Raw genomic sequence first — 18,715 nt, 5'->3', positions numbered from 1 at the left:
TAGAGAAGATTGTTGCCCGACTACGAAAAAATATTGCGATTGCTGATACAGCCCGAGAAGGACTGGTCATTCGTCTCGCTGTCTTTTTTCGCAGCCTTCGTCATCTTCTACATTATATATATAGCTCTCGGCAGAACACACCGGCGACTAATCCTCACCTATGTCACCATCTTCAGCCTGTTCTTTGCATGGAAAGCCAACGGCCCGCTGATGGTTCTTCTCCCGGCCACGGCCATTTTCTCCTGGTGGTCGACACGGCAGATGATGCATTCCGACCGCTTCCGCCGTCTGTGGCTGACGGTAATCATCATCGTCGACCTTGCTCCGCTCCTCTACTTCAAATATACCAATTTTTTCATCTCCACGATCAACAGCATCGTACATTCCAACTTTGCCCCACTCGACCTGCTGCTTCCCGTCGGAATATCATTCTACACTTTCCAGGCTATCAGCTATAGCATCGACGTATACAAGTGGAAATTCACAAGTGAGACTCCCCTACCCGAATATCTCTTCTATCTCACCTTCTTCCCGCTGCTTATGGCCGGTCCCATCACAAGGGCCGAAGTGCTCATACCACAGTTGCGCCACCGCCTGCCGACAGCCACAACCGGGAAAGCCAACCCTTCGATAGGACTCTGCCTGATTATCGTCGGACTGATAAAGAAAGCCGTTATCGCCGACTACATAGCACAGTTCAACACATGGGTTTTCGACGACCCGACGGCCTACACCGGCATCGAGAACCTCATGGCCGCCATCGGATTCACTCTTCAGATCTTCTGCGATTTCTCCGGTTATAGCGACATGGCCATCGGTCTGGCGGCACTGATGGGTATAGAGTTGCGCGACAACTTCAACTTCCCGTATCAGAGCCTCAACCCCACTGAGTTCTGGCGCCGCTGGCACATAGCCCTGTCGACATGGTTCCGCGATTACTTCTACATACCCCTTGGCGGCAACCGCAAAGGCCTTGCACGTACGTGCCTCAACGGTTTCCTCACGATGCTCCTTGCAGGTCTGTGGCACGGAGCATCATGGATGTTCGTTGTCTGGGGAGCAATACACGGAACGGCCCTCGCAGCCCACAAAGTCGGCAAACGGCTGTTCCTCGACAGAATCCCGAACACGCTTTTCGTAAGAATAATATGCTGGACGCTGATGTTCACATTCATCTGCATATCGTGGATATTCTTCCGCGCCGACAGTCTCCCTACTGCTATAACAATGATTTCAAGGATGTTTACCGATCTCAACATCCACGATCTCATAGCTTTCGCCATAGCCCGACCACTATGGCTGCTCATCGTTGCCCTCGGCCTGGAGCTACACAGCATCCGCCACGACGACTACAACTGGCTGAAGAACCGCTTTGCGGCCCTGCCATGGTACGTAAAGTTTGTGATATTCGCTGCTACAGTACAGTTAGTCATCAACTTCAGCAGCCTCAATGTGCAGCCATTCATCTACACTCAATTTTAAGATACGGCCCTTAGCCCATCTAAAGGAACTTCAATGTTTAGGTTATTGCCAGTGTCTTGCAGTCGAGGTTTAGCCAGACAGTAAGGGCTCTTTCATTTAAGCCGACATAGAAGACAATATGTCACAATGTAATCCGTTTAAATGAATGTGACGATAGGCACAAACGCCCGAAGGCGGTTTCTCAACCGCCAGGCTCTTAATACCTTTTGTCATATATTTTTATTTTTGAAGAGGGGGTTTATGGTATTTGTGCGATTAGTGCACTTTGTGCCCCCTCTTCTTTTTACACTGCAAAGATACAAAATAATTAGCTAATAACCAAACAATTACGCACTTTTATCATCTCGGATGCAACTTTTTCTTCCCTATAAGGGATTAAGAGTTTGGCGGTTGAAAAACCGCATTTGCTGAGCCGAGATTTGTTAAATTTTATCCACTCAGTACCAGATTATCGTAGGATGAACAAAGGCAACTGTAAACACAAGTTGTCCGACATGCTTCTGCTGGTTATTTTGGCCAGGGCATGCGGCTGCGAGACTCGCAAGGACATTGTGGCCTTTGGAACGATCCATTTGAGCTACTTGCAAGACCACCTCGGCATTCTTGCTAAGGGATGTCCGTCCGAGCCCACACTTTGCAGGATGGAAGGTGGAATCGACGACATTACTTTGGCCTCTTTGGTTTCGACATTATCACGAAAATACGTGTCGGAGCATGATGGAGCAAACAGACGGCACATTGCAATTGACGGCAAGTTCATGCTGGGTACGAAAATTGGCGACGGACGCTCTCCTGATGTTGTGACTGCTTTCAGCGTGACCGACCGGTTGCCGCTTGACACTGAAATGTGTGAGGTGAAAAGCAATGAGATAAAGGCTGTGCCCAAAATCATAGAGCGGGCTGACTACATGAATGGATGCGTTATAACTGCGGATGCCATGTCGTGCCAAAGTTCTATCATCAAAGGCATCGTCGGGAAGGGAGCTGACTATCTTATTGCGCTGAAAGCCAACCAGAAAGCAGCAAGATGGTCGGTAGAGGACGCTGTGCCTACGCTGCATCCTAACGACGAATGGAAGACGGAGTGGGAACTTGCCCACGGGAGGCTGTACCAACGCCGATGCCGTGTATATTCAGACATATCCGGTATCAAGGCGCTTGAAAAATTCCTCAATGTCAAGGCTGTGATTGCCATAGACACGCATACGATTGAAAAGAAAAGCGGAACGGAACAAAAACAGACGAGGTACTATATAACCAGTTTGGAAGAAAGGGCACAGACTTTGGATCGAATCAGCCGCATGCACTGGGGAATCGAGAACAATCTCCATTGGACGCTGGATGCAAGAATGCGCCAGGACCGCACAAAGAGAAAAGAAACAAAGTCGGCCAGAAACTTGGACTCGATCCAGAAGCTTGTTTATATCATCTACACCATAGCCTCCAAAAAGCACCTGCCAGAGACCATCAGAAAGAGGAAAGAACTCTTTAAAGTCAAGTTCTCAGCCATTGCATCTTACGCCAAGAACAGCTTGGCCTATGCTATTTCTCTTCTCAGTCTGTAGAGGTCGTTAATTTTGAGGGATATATAATAAGCCCTAAGCTACATCCAGCTTGGGTAGGGGATACTTTATCCATTGGTCATCAGACCTTTACTACAAATAGCATTTCTGCGGTAAAGCGGAGACTGAGCAACAATCATGCCATGTCAGTCTAAATTTAAATGAAAGAACCGTAGCCAGACAGTTACAAAGTTGAGGTTTATTGATTAATTCTATGGGTGCAAAGATTAATCAATAGCATGCTGCTTTATCAATCATCCATATAGCTCTGGAAAGGTCAACGCAACAACAAACCGATATTGAATTATTTTTACACCTTTTCCAAACATACCATTTCGGCTTGCGAAACGGCCCATTTCAGCCTGCGAAACGGACCGTTTTGCATCCTAAAACGGACAGTTTTAGAACGCAAAATGGCATGTATTGGTAAGCCATTGATAATCAACGCCGTACAAAGGCGGAACAAAACACAGAGCAATATGATTTATTTTTACATTCTGTTGCCAGTATTCAATTATCTATCCCGACTTATCAGTAATAATGTTGACTACCGTAAGAACTATAAATTCTTCTCTTTTCCCTTGCCACCGACAAGACATAAAAAAATCCCCAGGAGTGACTCCGCCGAGTGTCCTGGGGAAGAAAGATTTACTTGAGGTTTATAATCATTACTGCATTATTGAAATTCGAAAGTGTGTACTGGCATTAGTAAGGTACAAAGGTTGAACTTTTACATCAGCAGATGAGCATACTCTTTCACAGAGACCTTCTCCATCTGTCCGTTCGAATGGGTGACCATGAGGTAGTTGTGAACGAGATCACCATTATCATACTGAGCCACCACCACGCTACCGTCGCGGAGCAACAGTGTGAGATACCCCTGGCGCTTGCCATTCTTATAGTTGCACTGCCACTTCTGCTTTCCGTTAGGATAGTAAGTGACAACGAGTCCGTCAAGGACCGTATTCTTATCATTGCACAAGTCAACGAAGTTGTAGCCACCCTCCATACGGAGATTACCATTGAGGTAATAGTCCTGGAACACGCTACGTTCCTTGCCGTTGAAGCTCTCCTTAGCGAAGAGACGATAGTACTCGGCATTCTCACGACTTGCGACCTTCGCGAGCTGACCGTTATAGTAGACTGTGTCCTGCGACACAACGGTTGTAGTTACATTCTTACGTGCGAAGCCACAAACTGAAATCATTGACATAACAGCGATTAAAAGTAACTTCTTCATATCATTTAAGTTTTAAATTGTTAGTTAAGTCCTTGTTTCTTGTTTTCTGAGTGCAAATTTAGCGCATAAATATCGAACCGCCAAAGGTTTTAACACTATTTTATAATAAAATTTTGCCCACTTTTGGTTACTAATCTATTGCACTGCTTACAGTTTGAAACTATAACTTTTTGGGGCTTAAAGTTACATTTTGACACTTCACTTTACAAATAATCCCTATATAACGGCTATAATATGTCATTATGTCAGATAATTCCCGAAAACACATATCTAATTGTACCATTAAGCCACAGCAAACTCAAACTTAGTGAAAAACTATAAGATTAATTTTGTAAACAAAACAGAATCTGCTTACGAATTGTTACTTAAGCGGAAATAAATGGGCAAAGTCATGCGTGTGCGCACATTGACTCCATTGCGCTCCCCGGGCCTCAGTTTCGGCATAAGTCTTACCACTCTGACGGCCTCACGGTCGAGTCCGGGCGACAGCGGTTCAACGACGGTGACGTCGCTGAGCGAGCCGTCGGCCTCAACGACAAACGACAGAGTGACACGTCCCTGGTGTTTCAGGGCCATATCGACGGCAGGGTAAGTGATATTCGATTTGATAAACGCTATGAGCGAGTCCTGACCGCCAGGAAACAACGGGGCGGCATTAATATTATAAACTATGGAATCGCCAGCCAATGATGCGTCGAAATTGGCCGGTGCTAACACACTCTCTTTCTTTTTCGGTTTCGATTTTGTCTTACCCTCGAGCCACTTGACAAAGCCATGCTTCAACAACCCGAGCTGATAGAGATTGTTCAGCGACACCGTAGCGAAATCGTCGTGGTCGTAAGGGCCGCCAAGGTTTATCAGCGCGACATTGCCCATGACGGCAAAGTCGGCGGGAAGAGTCGTGAGGTCAATCATCTGACGGTCCTCGGCATCACAGTACGCCCCCTGATCGAGAAGGGCCTCAAAAGCCACACGAGTATTCTCATCGACGTACTCGTTGAAGACATCATCGAGATTCAAGACCTTATCGTTGGCAATATCGTAAGTGATGAATTTCTTCAGCTCCGCTTTCTGCACGCCGTCCTGCCCCACTTCCTGCCGTTTCAGATAGAATGAGGCATAGCGGCCGTTCTCCTGCCACAGCCGCTCAAGCTTGACGTAGACGTAGTGACGGACAACAGAGTCAGGCATGTGGTTGATTCTCATGCCCAAGGAGGCATGGAACTCGCGCCATCCGTTCTCCATCGTCGTGGCCGACACGCCGAGCAGCTCCTTGCACAGCACCTTCTGCAGTGCGGGCATGCCATTGCCGTCGAGAGATGCGGGCCATTCAACATCGATATTCGTAACCGTCACATCATTGCCGCTGCGATAGAGGTTGTTTTCCGTAACATATTTCACTATGCTGTTGCGGCCCTGGGCCATAGCGGCAAAACAACTGCATGCCATCAGAACGATAACGGCGAGGAGCCTGTTTCTCATCACTTTCATCGGTTTTTAGTTTTTTCCTGACTGTAAGAATCTACTGCACGCGTTTGAGGGCGATACCCCTCAGGTCGACATAGCCATTATAGCTGATCATATCGCGGTAGCGCGTGTTGACACTGATGTATGCCCGTCCGTTGTCGAAAACCTGAATCTGGAAGTCATAGCCCTCCTGCACGGTGTGGCAGCGGATTTTAACAATCCACATATTATCTTTCGGATGCTCAACGGAGTAGCTGTCCATACGTGTTATGAAATGCATGCCCATGGCCGAACCGTAAGGAACGTTATACCCGCGTCCGAAGTATGGCAGCACCGAGCCGATGGAGTCGCGGTGCACCTCCAATGCCCAGTCGTTATCCCTGAGATGCAGTGTCGGACCGCTAATGGGGTTCATCTCGTCGACGAGGATGCGGAAATCACGGTTTTCCACCTTGCTCCGGACTGTATTGCGTATGACCTTAGCACTCTCCTCCTTCGACAGGGGTCTGCCATCGGTACCGATAACGGCATCATAAGATGTTGTACATCCGGCAAGCGTAATTGCTGCCACGATCAACAAAAATAATTTTCTCATTATCTTTCCTCCTAAACCTTATTTATATAATAACGCCACGGCCGTCATTCTATCTCCTCGACGGTAGGCTTATCCATCTTTTCAACCTTTGGAGCGTCCGTTTTCTTCTCCGCAGCCGGGCCGGTAGGCGATGTTGTCTCGGTCTTGGCATCCTCGTCACCGATAGCGTTCTTGATGTCTTCATCCGATGCCGCCTCAGCCACAGGCTTTTTCTTCTCGTGCTCAATGGGTTTGGCACCACCATCATCATCGTTGGCATCATCGGCGGGTTTGGCCGTTTTGTCGGCAGGCCACAGATAATCGCCTACGATATCGAAGGTGTCGAGAGTGGCCTTGCGTGCGGCTTCCTCCTCGCTCTCGTCATCGGTGAGGTCCTTGGTAGAGCTGCGCCGGATAAACACATTATATATTACACCCAGGATGACGAGCAGGGCAAGCCCTATAAGCATCTTGTACAACAGTGTGTGGCGAAAGCCCTTATGTTCAGGGTCTATCTTATCGCGAATCAGATCAGAAATCTTAGTCATAATTTTAAAATTATTATTGCAAAGATAGTTCAAAGCACAGAAAGCGCAAAATAAAGAACCTTATTTTTGTTTAAATAAATGCTAATCCGCCCCTTTATCCTTAATTCTGATTAAACCGTTGGCTATTATGGCCGTTACGCCGCCGGTGGTAATGCCCGATGAGAAGATATTGTGGATTATCGGAGGCATCTTGGCGAGAATTCCGGGCACGAGCTCAACGCTCATTCCCATGGCAAAGCTGATAGCTAATACAAGAACTGCCTTCCGGTCGATATTTGTCGCTGCGATAATGCGTATTCCCGATGCGGCAACAGTACCGAACATCAGCAGTGTAGCACCACCGAGCACACAGTCGGGGATGAGCGAGAAGAGCTGTCCCACCACCGGGAAGAGTCCGAGCAGGAAAAGGGCTCCGGCAATGAAGTATCCCACATAGCGGCTTGCCACCCCTGTGAGCTGTATCATTCCATTGTTCTGCGCGAAGATGGAGTTCGGGAAACTGTTGAAGACGGCCGCCAAGAACGAGTTGAATCCGTCGGCGAGGATACCGCCCTGAGCCCGTTTCATGAATACCGGTCCCTCGACAGGCTGTCCGGAGATAAGCGAATTGGCGGTAATATCGCCGTAAGCCTCAACAGCAGTGACAAGATAGATGAGTCCGAGACTGATGATGCTGCCGGCATCGAAGCGCAATCCATACTTGAACGGTACAGGGACATTGATGGCTCCGGCACCTTTCAGTTCCGAGAAATCAATCATTCCCAAGAGCCATGCAGCGAAACATCCCACTACAAGGCCGATGACTATACTCCCCATCCGCAGATAGCGGTTTGACGAACGGTTGAAAAAGATGATGCATACAAGAACGAGGAGCGCCAGTCCCAAATACTCTAACGACCCGAAAGTGCCGTTGTCGATGGCTGTCTGGCCCCCGCCACAGCTGTTTATGCCTGCCTTGATAAGGCACAGACCAATAAGTGTCACGACGATACCCGAAACCAGAGGTGTGATAATCTTCCTGGCGTAAGGCAGCAGACGGCTGACGGCCATCTCGACGACGGATGCCACCATGCAGGCGCCGAAGATATAACTAAGACCTAAGGAGGTGTTCATCTTTCCTCCTGCCACCCCCAACATTCCGGCTGCGATGATAGGACTGATGAACGAGAACGACGTTCCCTGGATGCAGAGCAGCCCCGCTCCCACGGGCCCTATGCGCCGGCACTGCACGAAAGTAGCCAGACCGGAAACGAAGAGCGACATCGAGACAAGAAATCCCGTCGTAGTCAAATCGAATTTCAGGGCCGAGCTGATGATAAGAGGTGGTGTTATGATAGCCACAAAGATAGCTAACAGATGCTGGAGAGCGGCAAAAACGGTCTCGCGCAGCGGTGGCCGGTCGTAAAGACCATAGATAAGGTCAGACCGTTGCTGCTCCTGTGCTTTAACTTCCGATACTGCCATCACTCGCGAATCTTTATCTGACAGTTGTCGAGACTGTCGATGATAGCCAAGCTCTCACAGCGGATGCCCTCTTTCTCGATGACCTCACGACCGTGCTGGAAAGCCTTCTCAATAATGAATCCCATGCCCACGAGCTCGGCTCCGGCCTGCCGGCACAAGTCGATGATGCCCTTGGCAGCGTTGCCGTAAGCCAGAAAGTCGTCGACGAAGAGCACCTTGTCGTTGGGGGTGAGGTAGTCCTTCGATATTACCACATGATACTCCCTCTGCTTTGTGAACGAAAAAAATACGGGTCGACAGCATATTGTCCATCGTCGAGGGTTTCTTCTTCTTGGCGAAAACCACCGGAAGGTCGAGCAGAAAGCCCATCATGATAGCCGGAGCAATACCGCTGGCCTCAATGGTGATAATCTTGTTGATTTCGGTAGAAGCATACCGACGGATAAACTCTACGGCTATGGCTTTCATCAGATTAGGATCCATCTGATGGTTGATAAACTTGTCAACTTTCAGGATGCCACCCTCGTAGCACTTGCCGTCCTTTAAGATTCGGTCTCGGAGAATTTTCATTTTCGTAAGATTTTGATATGCAAAGGTACTGCTATTTTGGCTAATTACAAAATTAATGGGCGTTTTTCGGTTATCGGGCAACGGCTTTACAATCAACAGCATTGGTACGGTTGAAAAAATATACTAATGATGTTAAGTACATTATAGTATCTTCTAAAGATTATGAGGTGAGCATCATACGAGCAGAAAAATAAGGTAATCTACAGAAGAAATGCTTTGGACGAAATGAATTAATCAACACTTTTTGAGTAAATTCCAACAAAAAGCATTACCTTTGCGGTCGTTTGCCGTAAAACCGGCAATAAATTTTATGTACAAACCACAATTCAACACGTGCAGTGTTCTGAAGTTCAAGCATTTCGCCAACAAGCCCTATGCTTTGTTCTCAGTCATCGGCAAGGTTGTCATCATTGGTGTTCTGAATGTTGCTACGCTCCAGACAGCGACAGCAGCCGACCCGATGACCACCAACCGCGAACCCGCCGACACGACTGACACAAAGATGGTTAGCCTCCAGGGCGTGAATGTAGTAGGAACGCGAGCACCGCTGACGCAGAGTCAGCAAGCAAGAATGGTAACTGTACTGAGCCGCGAGGAGATACAGGCGGCTCCTGTACAAAGTGTTAACGATTTACTAAAGTATGTCGCTGGTATCGACGTCAGACAGAAAGGGCCTCTCGGCGCCCTCACCGATGTCAGCATCCGTGGCGGCAACTCCGAGCAGATTACCGTTCTGCTCAACGGCATCAACATCTGCGACCCACAGACCGGCCACAACACCTTCGACATACCCGTCGACATGAACGACATCGAGCGGGTGGAGGTCATCGAGGGACCGGCAGCAAGGGTCTACGGCACATCGTCGTTGCTCGGAGCCATCAACATCGTGACGAAAGCCCCTAAGCAGACCAGTCTCACGGCACACGCCGAGGGCGGCAGCTACGGATATCTCTCGGCCGGCATCAGGGGGAACATCGCCAGCGGACGATGGAACAACCAGCTGTCAGCAACGACAACACGCAGCGACGGATACCTGCGCAACAGCAAGGGCGGACTCAATGCCGACTACAACACCGTAAAGAGCTTCTACCAAGGATCTTACAGTGACCCGACGGTCGACGTGCGGTGGCATGCCGGACTGAGCGCGAAGAATTTCGGGTCGAACACTTTCTACAGTGCCAAATACGACAATCAGTTTGAGCACACCTTCAAGAGCTATACTGCCATTCAGGCCGAGAGCAAGCAGGGCGCGTTCCATCTGAAACCGGCAATATACTGGAATCACATCTACGACCGCTTCGAGCTCTTCCGCGGCGAGCCGGGCAAGTATCCTTTCAACTATCACCGCACCGACGTATGGGGGCTGAACCTCAACGCCTACTTCGACTGGACGCTCGGAAGGACAGCCTTCGGAGCTGAGGTGCGCAACGAGGACCTCGTAAGCGGAAACCTCGGTGAACCGCTCGACAATCCCAAGCACATCCACGGCACTGGGCGGATGTACAACCACGGACTGAACCGGACGAATATCCAGCTTTTCCTCGAGCATAACATCATTCTGAAACGGCTGACGGTATCGCCGGGCATCACGGCCGTGAAGAATACCCAGGCCAACATGAACATGGAGGTCTATCCGAGCATCGACGCCAGCTACCGCATCGGCGACAACTGGAAGATCTTTGCGTCGTACAACACCTCCCTGCGCATGCCGTCGTTCACCGAGCTCTACTACTCGGTGGGAGGCCATAAGGCCGACAGCCATCTGCTGCCGGAGAAACTCTATGCCGTGGAGGGCGGCGTCCACTATCTCAGCAACGGCGTGAAGGCAAAAGCCAGTGTCTTCTACAACCACCATAAGAATCTCATCGACTGGATAAACGACGGTACCCTCGACGATAATGGTGCCGCACTGTGGAAGAGCGTGAACTTCGGCGAGATTAATGCCGTGGGAGCCGACGCTCAGGTAGAGTTCGACTTCCGCAGTCTCCTCCCCGCACAGCGGTTTCTGAAGAGTCTGAGTCTGTCGTACAGCTATCTCAATCAGGATGAAAAGGAGCACGAAGGAATCATCAGCCAGTACTCGCTCGAATATCTGAAAAACAAGTTCGTAGCCAAGACTCAGTTCAATGTCTTCCGTAATCTCAACCTCGGCATCAACTTCCGCATGCAGCACCGCATGGGCAGCTATCTCGACACAGCCAACAACCGGCACACCTACGGCACTTATTGCCTAGTCGACTCACGGCTGTCGTGGGACGAGACGAGATGGAACGCTTTCGTCGAGGCCAACAACCTCCTGTCGCGACAGTATGTCGACTACGGCAATGTCAGGCAGCCGGGATTCTGGCTCATAGCCGGAGTGGCCATAAACATCCGCTAATTTAACCCTAAAATTTCCAAACAACGACCAAATCCAAGCCAGCGGCAGTCTCTGTCGCTGGCTTTTTCGTCCGCTACAGCCCTGTCTCTTAGTGCTGACGGAATGCGGCGGCTGAGCTTCCATCTTACTTTCTCCTGAATTTAATCATGTAAAAAATAATTCAAACCCGCATCCATTTCGCACCATCCTCATGGCCGTCTGATTATCAACAACTTACAATCCATATCATTTTGCATTGCGAAACTGCCCCGTTTCAGAACGCGAAATGATCGGTTTATTTTGCAGACATGCGATAGCTATAAATGTAGCGGTGTAGCGGTGTAGCGGATGAGCAAAGCAATGAGCAATGAGCAATGAGCAGTGAGCAATGAGTAATGAGCAAAGCAATGAGCAATTAGCAGTGAGCAGTGAGCAGTGAGCATAGAGCAGCCCCGTCCGCTGTTGGTAGGACTACTTTATACACACAAATTTTTAACTCTTTATTTATCTATCATTGCCTCAGACCGTTAGAAACAAGCCGAAAAAAATAATCGGCGAAAAACTTGCATTTGGCTTAAAAATTTTGTATCTTTGGATGTGCAATTCATGAAGAACACAAGATATCAATTATAAATTCGCGTAGAAGTAGTGGGCTGTTCATGAAGATATATTCGAACAATGAATTGCCGTGAATTGATTATGCATTATTTGCGGCATGGGCCAAAAAAGCTTGCAAAAAAGCTTACAAAAAAAACTAACGAAAAAACGGCAACCGGACGATACCGATTACCGTTTTCAGTCGGGATGACTGGACTCGAACCAGCGACCACTGGTCCCCCAGACCAGCATTCTAAACCTACTGAACTACATCCCGTTTTGGTTTTGCGAGTGCAAAGGTAATAAAACGTGGTGAAATCACCAAATTTTAATTGCCTTTTTTACTTTTTTTGGACTATTAAACGATATCAACTTGGGAAATAGCAACAAAATCACTACTTTTGCAAAAAGAAAATGCAATGCCACGATGAGATATCTCTACATAATTTGTCTGGTTCTCGCGGCAGTATCTTTTTCCGGCTGCGGAAAGGAAGATATTGTCGTCACGGAGACGAAGGACATTACCAACCAGGACGATGACGATACGAAAGAATCGGTCGACAGCAACTACACCTACAAGTTGCCGGTAGTATTCCATGTGCTCTACACTACCTACAACGACTCGGTGAGGGCGCTGGCAGCCTACCTGCCCGTCGTACTCGGATACGTCAACGAGCTCTATCGTGGCAATATCTACGGGTGGCACGGTACCTACAGCGAGAACATAAACATCGACCTGCAGCCGGCAACGACCGACGAGGAAGGCCACAGGCTCGACACACCGGGGGTGGTCTTTGAGAAGTGGTACGGCAAATTCCCCATTGAGGCCAGCTCGTTCATGTCGTCGAAAAACAAGCAATACATCTGGGAGCCAAACGAATACGTCAACGTCGTGGTCTTTCCGTTCGAGCAGAAAACGTCCGGAAGCATCATCCTCGGTATCAGTCACATGCCATATACGCTCAACGACAGCACGGAACTCGAAGGACTCGAGCCCACAAACAAACGGTACCTAACGAAGAAGAACATACGGTTCCCGTATTGTCTTGCCATCAACAGCGACTACGCACACAGCATGTCGACGCGTTATACCGACACCGACTCGACGGGAAGGCGCACCTATGGGCGGAAAGGATACTTATATACGACCTCCGACATCGTCGCTACCCTCGCCCATGAGCTCGGTCACTACCTCGGACTACACCATGTCTTCACCGAGGAGAAGAAGTCGGGAAAGGACAGCAGCGGATGGACGGAGGTGGACGACTGCTACGACTCCGACTTCTGCGACGACACACCATCATATAACAAGGTGGCCTACGACGACTCGCTGCACACGGCAAAAAAGGACGCGAACATACAGAAGTACATGAAACGGCAGTCGTGCGACGGCAGAGAGTATGACTCCTACAACATTATGGACTACTCGCTGGGCTATGCTTTCCAGCTCACCGCCGACCAGAAGATGCGTATAAGACATGTGCTCTATTATAGTCCGCTCATCCCCGGTCCGAAACTGAACCACGTAAACACCATAACTACAAGGTCGGCAGAGTCCGACAGTATTATCAACCTACCAATAGTAACATCAGAATAAAAATGAGATACAAGATTACGGCCCCGAGCCACATCGACACGACAATAAACCTCCCGGCATCGAAGAGCATCAGCAACCGGGCACTCATCCTCCACGCTCTCGGCAAGGGCAGCGTGGTTCCCGACAATCTGTCGGACTGCGACGACACAAAGGTCATCATCAACGCACTGAAGACCATGCCGCCCGTTATCGACATCAAGGCGGCGGGAACAGCCATGAGGTTCATGACAGCTTACCTCAGCGTGACGCCCGGCGAGCACGTCATTACCGGCACCAACCGCATGAAGCACCGCCCCATACGGGTGCTCGTCGATGCCCTGCGTAAGCTCGGTGCGCAGATAGAATATACAGAGGAAGAGGGTTTCCCGCCGCTGCGAATCACCGGCGACACCCTCGATGGTGGCATGTTAGAGATTCCCGGCGACGTGAGCAGCCAGTACATATCGGCCTTGCTGATGATTGGACCGGCAATGAAAAACGGACTGAAGCTGCGGCTGACGGGAAATATCGTCAGCAGACCGTACATCGACCTGACACTCCACGTCATGCACGAGTTCGGCATCAGCGTAGAATGGACCGATGTCGACATGATTAGCGTCAGCCATCAGGAGATCGGCGAGCGCAGATACACTATCGAGAACGACTGGAGCGCTTCGTCGTACTGGTATGAGATTCTCGCCATGATAAACGACGACGAGTCGAGGGTGACGCTGCCAGGGCTGAAGGACGCCTCGCGGCAGGGCGACTCGGCGGTACGCTATCTCTTCAGCATGCTCGGAGTGAAGACGGCTTTCAGGACCAGCAACGAGGTGGTGCTGACGCGCCACATGCGCTCCCTGCCCCGTCTCGACTACGATTTCATCAACCAGCCCGACCTCGCGCAGACGCTTGTAGTGACATGTGCCACACTCGGCATACCGTTCCACTTTACCGGACTCGGCAACCTGCGGATAAAGGAGACCGACCGCATAGAGGCCATGAAGACGGAAATGCGAAAACTCGGGTATGTTCTCGACGACTCAGTGGAAACCGAACTGTCGTGGAACGGCGAACGATGTGAGGCCGAGAAGAATCCCGTCATCGACACCTACGAGGACCACCGCATGGCCATGGCCTTCGCACCGACAGCCATCCTTTTAGGAGAGATAAGAATAAACAACCCGGAAGTGGTGACAAAGTCATATCCGGGCTATTGGGACGACCTGCGGAAGGCAGGATTCACCATCGAGGAGATATAGTATGAACATAATAGTTATCAGCATTTTAGCCATCGTTGCCCTCGGCGTTGTCGTTATGATAGGAACGAGAATCTTCGACAGCAAGGGCACCGATGAGCCTATCGTCGTCCCGGCATCCGACTGTTCATCGTGCGACGGCACCAACGCTAAGTGCGAGCAGGTGTGCCAGATGGAGGCTGCAACGAAACCGGCCGAATACTACGACGACGAGGAACTGGATGCTTTCCGTGGCCGACAGTCGGATGAATACAATGACGAGGAGGCGGCGATGTTCGCCGAGGTGCTTGAGACACTGCGCCCCGACGAGGTCAGACCGTGGAGCCGGAGCCTCTTAGTCCGCGGTATCAACATGCCCGACCAGATAAAAGACGAGTTCATAGCCCTGGCTGAAGGGTAGATGCGAGGCAGCCGGAGACGGCGAACAAAACCGAAAGAACACAATAAAACCAAGGAAAAAGAGTTGATAATAGTGTGACGCCACAAAAACACTTACATATCATTCTGCTCTTTGCCGCCATAACGCTCATGGCGGTAACGGGATGCTCGACCCAGAAAAACACATCGGGGTCGCGATTCTGGCATGCCTTCAATGCAAGGTACAACACATATTTTAATGGCGCACAGGCATATATCGACGGATCGTTAGAGAAGGAACGCGGCAACAAGGATAACTTCACCGAGATTCTGCCGCTGTACACCGTCGGCAACAAGAGCAGCCGGGAACTTGGCAAGGCCAACTACGACCGTGCCATCGAGAAAGCCGAGAAGGCAATAGCACGCCACAGCATAAAGAAACGGCCGGAATGGACCAAGAACCGGAAAAAGACGGCACGCGACATCGAATGGCTGAACAGGCGCGAATACAATCCTTTTCTGTGGAAAGCATGGATGCTCATGGGAAGGTCGCAGTTTCATGAGGGTTCGTTTGACGAGGCAGCGGCTACTTTCGCATACATGAGCCGACTCTATCAGACGCAGCCTGCAATATATGGCAAGGCAAGGGCGTGGCTCGCAAAGTGCTATATCGAGCAGGATTGGGTTTACGATGCAGAAGATGTCATAAGGAACATGCAGCGCGACTCCATCGACTGGCACGCAAGAAAGGAGTGGGACTATACCCTCGCCGACTACTATCTGCACACGAAAGACTACTCCAAGGCCATTCCTTACCTGCGGAAGGTCATCAAGCACGAGATGCGACGTAAGCAGCGTGCCCGCGAGTGGTATCTCATGGGGCAGATTCAGGCTGCCGTAGGAAACAGGAACGAGGCTTACAAGGCTTTCAAGAAGGTTATTAGTCAGAACCCGCCCTATGAGCTGGAGTTCAACGCCCGTATATCCATGACGGAGGTGATGGCTAAAGGCCACTCCAAGCAGATGATCGGCCGGCTGAAACGCATGGCAAGGTCGGACAACAACAAGGAATATCTCGACCAAGTGTACTACGCCATGGGTAACATCTATCTCGCCGACAAGGACACGACAATGGCCATCGACGCCTATGAACAGGGCAACAAGAAGGCCACGCGCAGCGGCATAGAGAAAGGTGTGCTGTTGCTGCATCTCGGTGATCTGTACTGGGCAAAAGAGAAATTCGGCGACGCAAGGCGCTGTTACGGTGAGGCCATAGGACTACTCGACAAGGACCGCGACGACTATGATCAGCTGTCGAAACGGTCGAAAATCCTTGACGAACTCGCACCGTATACTGATGCCGTGCAGTTGCAGGACTCGTTGCAGCATTTAGCCAAGTGTCCGGAGGCTGAGCGCAATGCAGCCATCGACCGAGTCATAACGGCATTGAAGAAGAAAGAGAAAGAGGAAAAATTAGCGCAGGCTGAGCAGGAAGCGGCTCAGGCTCAGACTGGTGACAACGGTATAGGAACAAACAGGACACAGAAAAATAATAAAACAAACACCACGACACAGCAGAACGCTACGTGGTACTTCTATAACCCCATGGCGGTGAATCAGGGTAAGACGACATTCCAGAGACTGTGGGGTAAACGCGAGAACGTCGACAACTGGCAACGGGCAAACAAGACCGTCGTAGGCAATATCGGCGACATCAACAACCAGCAGGACGAGGAGCTCACCAGCGAGCAGCGCGACTCCATAGCAAAAGCCGAGGCCCTGCAAGACTCGCTCGACCAGCGTATGGACAGTGCACAGAACGATCCGCACAAGAGGGAGTATTACCTCGCTCAGATACCGTTCACAGAGGAGCAGATAAATGCCAGCAACAAGATACTTGAGGACGGTCTGCACCACACCGGCGTCATTTTCAAGGACAAACTCGACAATCTCAGACTGGCCGAGAAAGCCCTCCGCCGACTGGCTGACAACTACCACGACTATGAGCATATGGATGATGTGTTCTATCATCTATACCTATTATATATGCGTAAGGGCGAACCGGACATTGCCAACAACTACATCGACAGTCTGAAGAACAGATTCCCCGAGAGTCAGTGGACAACATTGCTCACCGACCCGAACTTCCAGGAGAACTCAAAGTTCGGCGTGCATCTCGAAGATTCTATATATGCAGCCACATACGAGGCCTTCAAGGCCGACAGATACAACGAGGTGGCCGGCAACGTGCAGATATCGACAACGCGATTCCCGCTCGGAGCAAACCGCGACAAGTTCCTCTTCATAGGTGGACTGAGTAAGCTCAACAGCGGTAATGCCGAGGAATGCGTCAAGGACATGAAAGAAATAGTGGAGAAATTCCCACAGAGCCGCATCAGTGAGATGGCAGGAATGATTGTCAACGGCGTTAAGGCCGGACGACGGCTTCGAGGGGGTAAATTCGACCTTGGCGACGTATGGAACAGACGGACTGACGTACTCAACGACAGCGACTCCATACGCAATGTGCAGTTCTCGAATGAACGGAATGTCGACTTCCATGTGATGCTCGTCTATAACCCCGACTCGCTGAACGAGAACAAGTTACTCTTCGAGATGGCGAAGTTCAACTTCACACATTTCGTTGTAAGGAATTTCGATATTGAGATTGTCGACGATGCGGGTCTGCATCGCATGCAGCTCAGCGGATTCCGCAGTTTCGACGAGGCCATACAGTATGCCCGTGAGCTCGGAAGGACAAAGAGCGTGCTGCAACAGATGAACAAAAACACGCGTATAATAGTTATCAGCGACAAGAATCTGCAAATTCTTGGTGTACAGTTGAGCTATAACGACTATGAGAAATTCTACGAAAAGAACTTCTCGCCAATACAGGTGACAAAACGCTATCTGCTCTCCGAACCTGCCGAGATAGCCACCCCGAGGGAGCGCGACCTGAAAGAGGAGATAGAAAGTAAGGCTCCGACGATGGAGGATATCAACGACGAGCAGCAGAAGGAGGAGCAGGCAGAGGACGGTTTCACCGTACCGATAGAGGAGCCGACACCGGCTGTCGACAGCACGAAGACAAAACAGACGGTTACGGGCGATGCGTTCACACTGCCCGACAACATAAATTCTCCGTCCGATTCGACGAAGGTTGCACCCGCTGAGAACGGTGCTGCCGACAACGAGTTCACAATTCCGGACGAGAAAGTGACGCAACAAGGTCAGAACGACAACAGTTTCACCCTCCCAGCCGACAATGACAACAGCACGAATCAGCCGGAGAAGGATGTGAAAACCATAGAGCCGAAGAAAGAAGAAGATAAAGTCACAACAGAAAACAATGCCTCAACAGCCATAAAGACAGATGCCGAGAAGCCGACGGAGAACAAGAAACAGACTGCTACAACGGAACTGGAGAAAGCAGCTGAGAACAAGCAGACTGTGAAAGCAGAGGCCGGAAAGACGGTCGAGAACAAGAAACAGGCTCAGACGACGGAGCCGGAGAAACCGGTCAACGACGAGCCGACGATAATCTTCGATGATGACGATTCGATACCACCGACAAACAACAATAAAAAGCCGACGGACGACAGCATAGAAGATGAATACTACGATCTCGACGGCTTTTAAGCACGGTTTTTAACGACAAAGAAA

At 50.1% G+C, this 18,715-nt stretch carries 12 protein-coding genes, 1 tRNA gene and 1 pseudogene; 7 read left to right on the top strand and 7 right to left on the bottom strand.

The genetic code is table 11. The features are described from left to right. Positions 1-30 precede the first annotated feature (30 nt). Entirely contained in the window at positions 31-1,482 is a 1,452-nt protein-coding gene (locus tag LDN30_RS04315) for an MBOAT family O-acyltransferase (RefSeq protein ID WP_373316539.1), read from the top strand. A 383-nt stretch (positions 1,483-1,865) separates the two neighbouring features. Next, entirely contained in the window at positions 1,866-3,047 is a 1,182-nt protein-coding gene (locus LDN30_RS04310) for an ISAs1 family transposase (RefSeq protein WP_306421494.1), read from the top strand. A 727-nt stretch (positions 3,048-3,774) separates the two neighbouring features. Here the strand turns inward: LDN30_RS04310 and LDN30_RS04305 are convergent. From LDN30_RS04305 to xpt, 6 genes and pseudogenes are all read right to left on the bottom strand, one after another. Next, positions 3,775-4,284: a toxin-antitoxin system YwqK family antitoxin gene (locus LDN30_RS04305; RefSeq protein WP_223928789.1), complete on the bottom strand. Its 510-nt coding sequence runs from the start codon at positions 4,282-4,284 to the stop codon at positions 3,775-3,777. 351 nt (positions 4,285-4,635) lie between these two features. After that, a complete protein-coding gene (locus LDN30_RS04300; protein ID WP_223928788.1) occupies positions 4,636-5,766 on the bottom strand; it encodes an energy transducer TonB in 1,131 nt (376 codons plus the stop codon). Positions 5,767-5,806: 40 nt separating this feature from the next. Further along, complete coding sequence (locus LDN30_RS04295) at positions 5,807-6,346, bottom strand: DUF4251 domain-containing protein (protein WP_223928787.1); 540 nt, start codon at positions 6,344-6,346, stop codon at positions 5,807-5,809. 44 nt (positions 6,347-6,390) lie between these two features. Beyond that, a complete protein-coding gene (locus LDN30_RS04290) occupies positions 6,391-6,873 on the bottom strand; it encodes a hypothetical protein (protein ID WP_223925655.1) in 483 nt (160 codons plus the stop codon). A gap of 81 nt (positions 6,874-6,954) precedes the next feature. Next, on the bottom strand, positions 6,955-8,337 hold the full coding sequence (locus tag LDN30_RS04285) for a nucleobase:cation symporter-2 family protein (RefSeq protein WP_223928786.1): 1,383 nt from the start codon (positions 8,335-8,337) through the stop codon (positions 6,955-6,957). Continuing rightward, positions 8,337-8,907, bottom strand: a pseudogene (gene xpt / locus LDN30_RS04280) (xanthine phosphoribosyltransferase). Before xpt ends, LDN30_RS04285 begins: the two are co-directional and overlap by 1 nt. A 310-nt stretch (positions 8,908-9,217) precedes the next feature. Here xpt and LDN30_RS04275 point away from each other — a divergent pair. After that, a complete protein-coding gene (locus LDN30_RS04275) occupies positions 9,218-11,287 on the top strand; it encodes a TonB-dependent receptor plug domain-containing protein (protein WP_223928785.1) in 2,070 nt (689 codons plus the stop codon). A 778-nt stretch (positions 11,288-12,065) separates the two neighbouring features. Here LDN30_RS04275 and LDN30_RS04270 read toward each other — a convergent pair. Continuing rightward, positions 12,066-12,140, bottom strand: a tRNA-Pro gene (locus LDN30_RS04270). Between the two features lie 150 nt (positions 12,141-12,290). On the opposite strand from LDN30_RS04270, the gene LDN30_RS04265 reads away from it, so the two are divergent. The 4 genes from LDN30_RS04265 (at position 12,291) to porW (ending at position 18,691) form a co-directional block, all read left to right on the top strand. Further along, positions 12,291-13,460, top strand: coding sequence for a zinc-dependent metalloproteinase lipoprotein (locus LDN30_RS04265; protein WP_223928784.1), 1,170 nt, complete (start codon positions 12,291-12,293; stop codon positions 13,458-13,460). 2 nt (positions 13,461-13,462) lie between these two features. Then, on the top strand, positions 13,463-14,698 hold the full coding sequence (locus LDN30_RS04260; protein ID WP_223925650.1) for a 3-phosphoshikimate 1-carboxyvinyltransferase: 1,236 nt from the start codon (positions 13,463-13,465) through the stop codon (positions 14,696-14,698). 1 nt (position 14,699) lies between these two features. After that, a complete protein-coding gene (locus LDN30_RS04255; protein WP_223925649.1) occupies positions 14,700-15,095 on the top strand; it encodes a hypothetical protein in 396 nt (131 codons plus the stop codon). 128 nt (positions 15,096-15,223) lie between these two features. Further along, positions 15,224-18,691 carry a type IX secretion system periplasmic lipoprotein PorW/SprE gene (gene porW, locus LDN30_RS04250; RefSeq protein ID WP_223926923.1) on the top strand — a complete coding sequence of 1,156 codons (3,468 nt, stop codon included), beginning with the start codon at positions 15,224-15,226 and terminating at the stop codon, positions 18,689-18,691. The last annotated feature ends 24 nt before the right edge of the window (positions 18,692-18,715 follow it).

This window comes from Prevotella lacticifex (genome assembly GCF_019973375.1).
Lineage (GTDB): Bacteria > Bacteroidota > Bacteroidia > Bacteroidales > Bacteroidaceae > Prevotella > Prevotella lacticifex.
This window is presented reverse-complemented; position numbering and strand designations above follow the sequence as displayed.

Bases quoted from the DNA above. Each gene is read 5' to 3' on its own strand.
- LDN30_RS04305 (WP_223928789.1), bottom strand. From the start codon at position 4,284: ATGAAGAAGTTACTTTTAATCGCTGTTATGTCAATGATTTCAGTTTGT.
- LDN30_RS04300 (WP_223928788.1), bottom strand. From the start codon at position 5,766: ATGAGAAACAGGCTCCTCGCCGTTATCGTTCTGATGGCATGCAGTTGT.
- LDN30_RS04295 (WP_223928787.1), bottom strand. From the start codon at position 6,346: ATGAGAAAATTATTTTTGTTGATCGTGGCAGCAATTACGCTTGCCGGA.
- LDN30_RS04290 (WP_223925655.1), bottom strand. From the start codon at position 6,873: ATGACTAAGATTTCTGATCTGATTCGCGATAAGATAGACCCTGAACAT.
- LDN30_RS04285 (WP_223928786.1), bottom strand. From the start codon at position 8,337: ATGGCAGTATCGGAAGTTAAAGCACAGGAGCAGCAACGGTCTGACCTT.
- LDN30_RS04275 (WP_223928785.1), top strand. From the start codon at position 9,218: ATGTACAAACCACAATTCAACACGTGCAGTGTTCTGAAGTTCAAGCAT.
- LDN30_RS04265 (WP_223928784.1), top strand. From the start codon at position 12,291: ATGAGATATCTCTACATAATTTGTCTGGTTCTCGCGGCAGTATCTTTT.
- LDN30_RS04260 (WP_223925650.1), top strand. From the start codon at position 13,463: ATGAGATACAAGATTACGGCCCCGAGCCACATCGACACGACAATAAAC.
- LDN30_RS04255 (WP_223925649.1), top strand. From the start codon at position 14,700: ATGAACATAATAGTTATCAGCATTTTAGCCATCGTTGCCCTCGGCGTT.
- porW (WP_223926923.1), top strand. From the start codon at position 15,224: ATGGCGGTAACGGGATGCTCGACCCAGAAAAACACATCGGGGTCGCGA.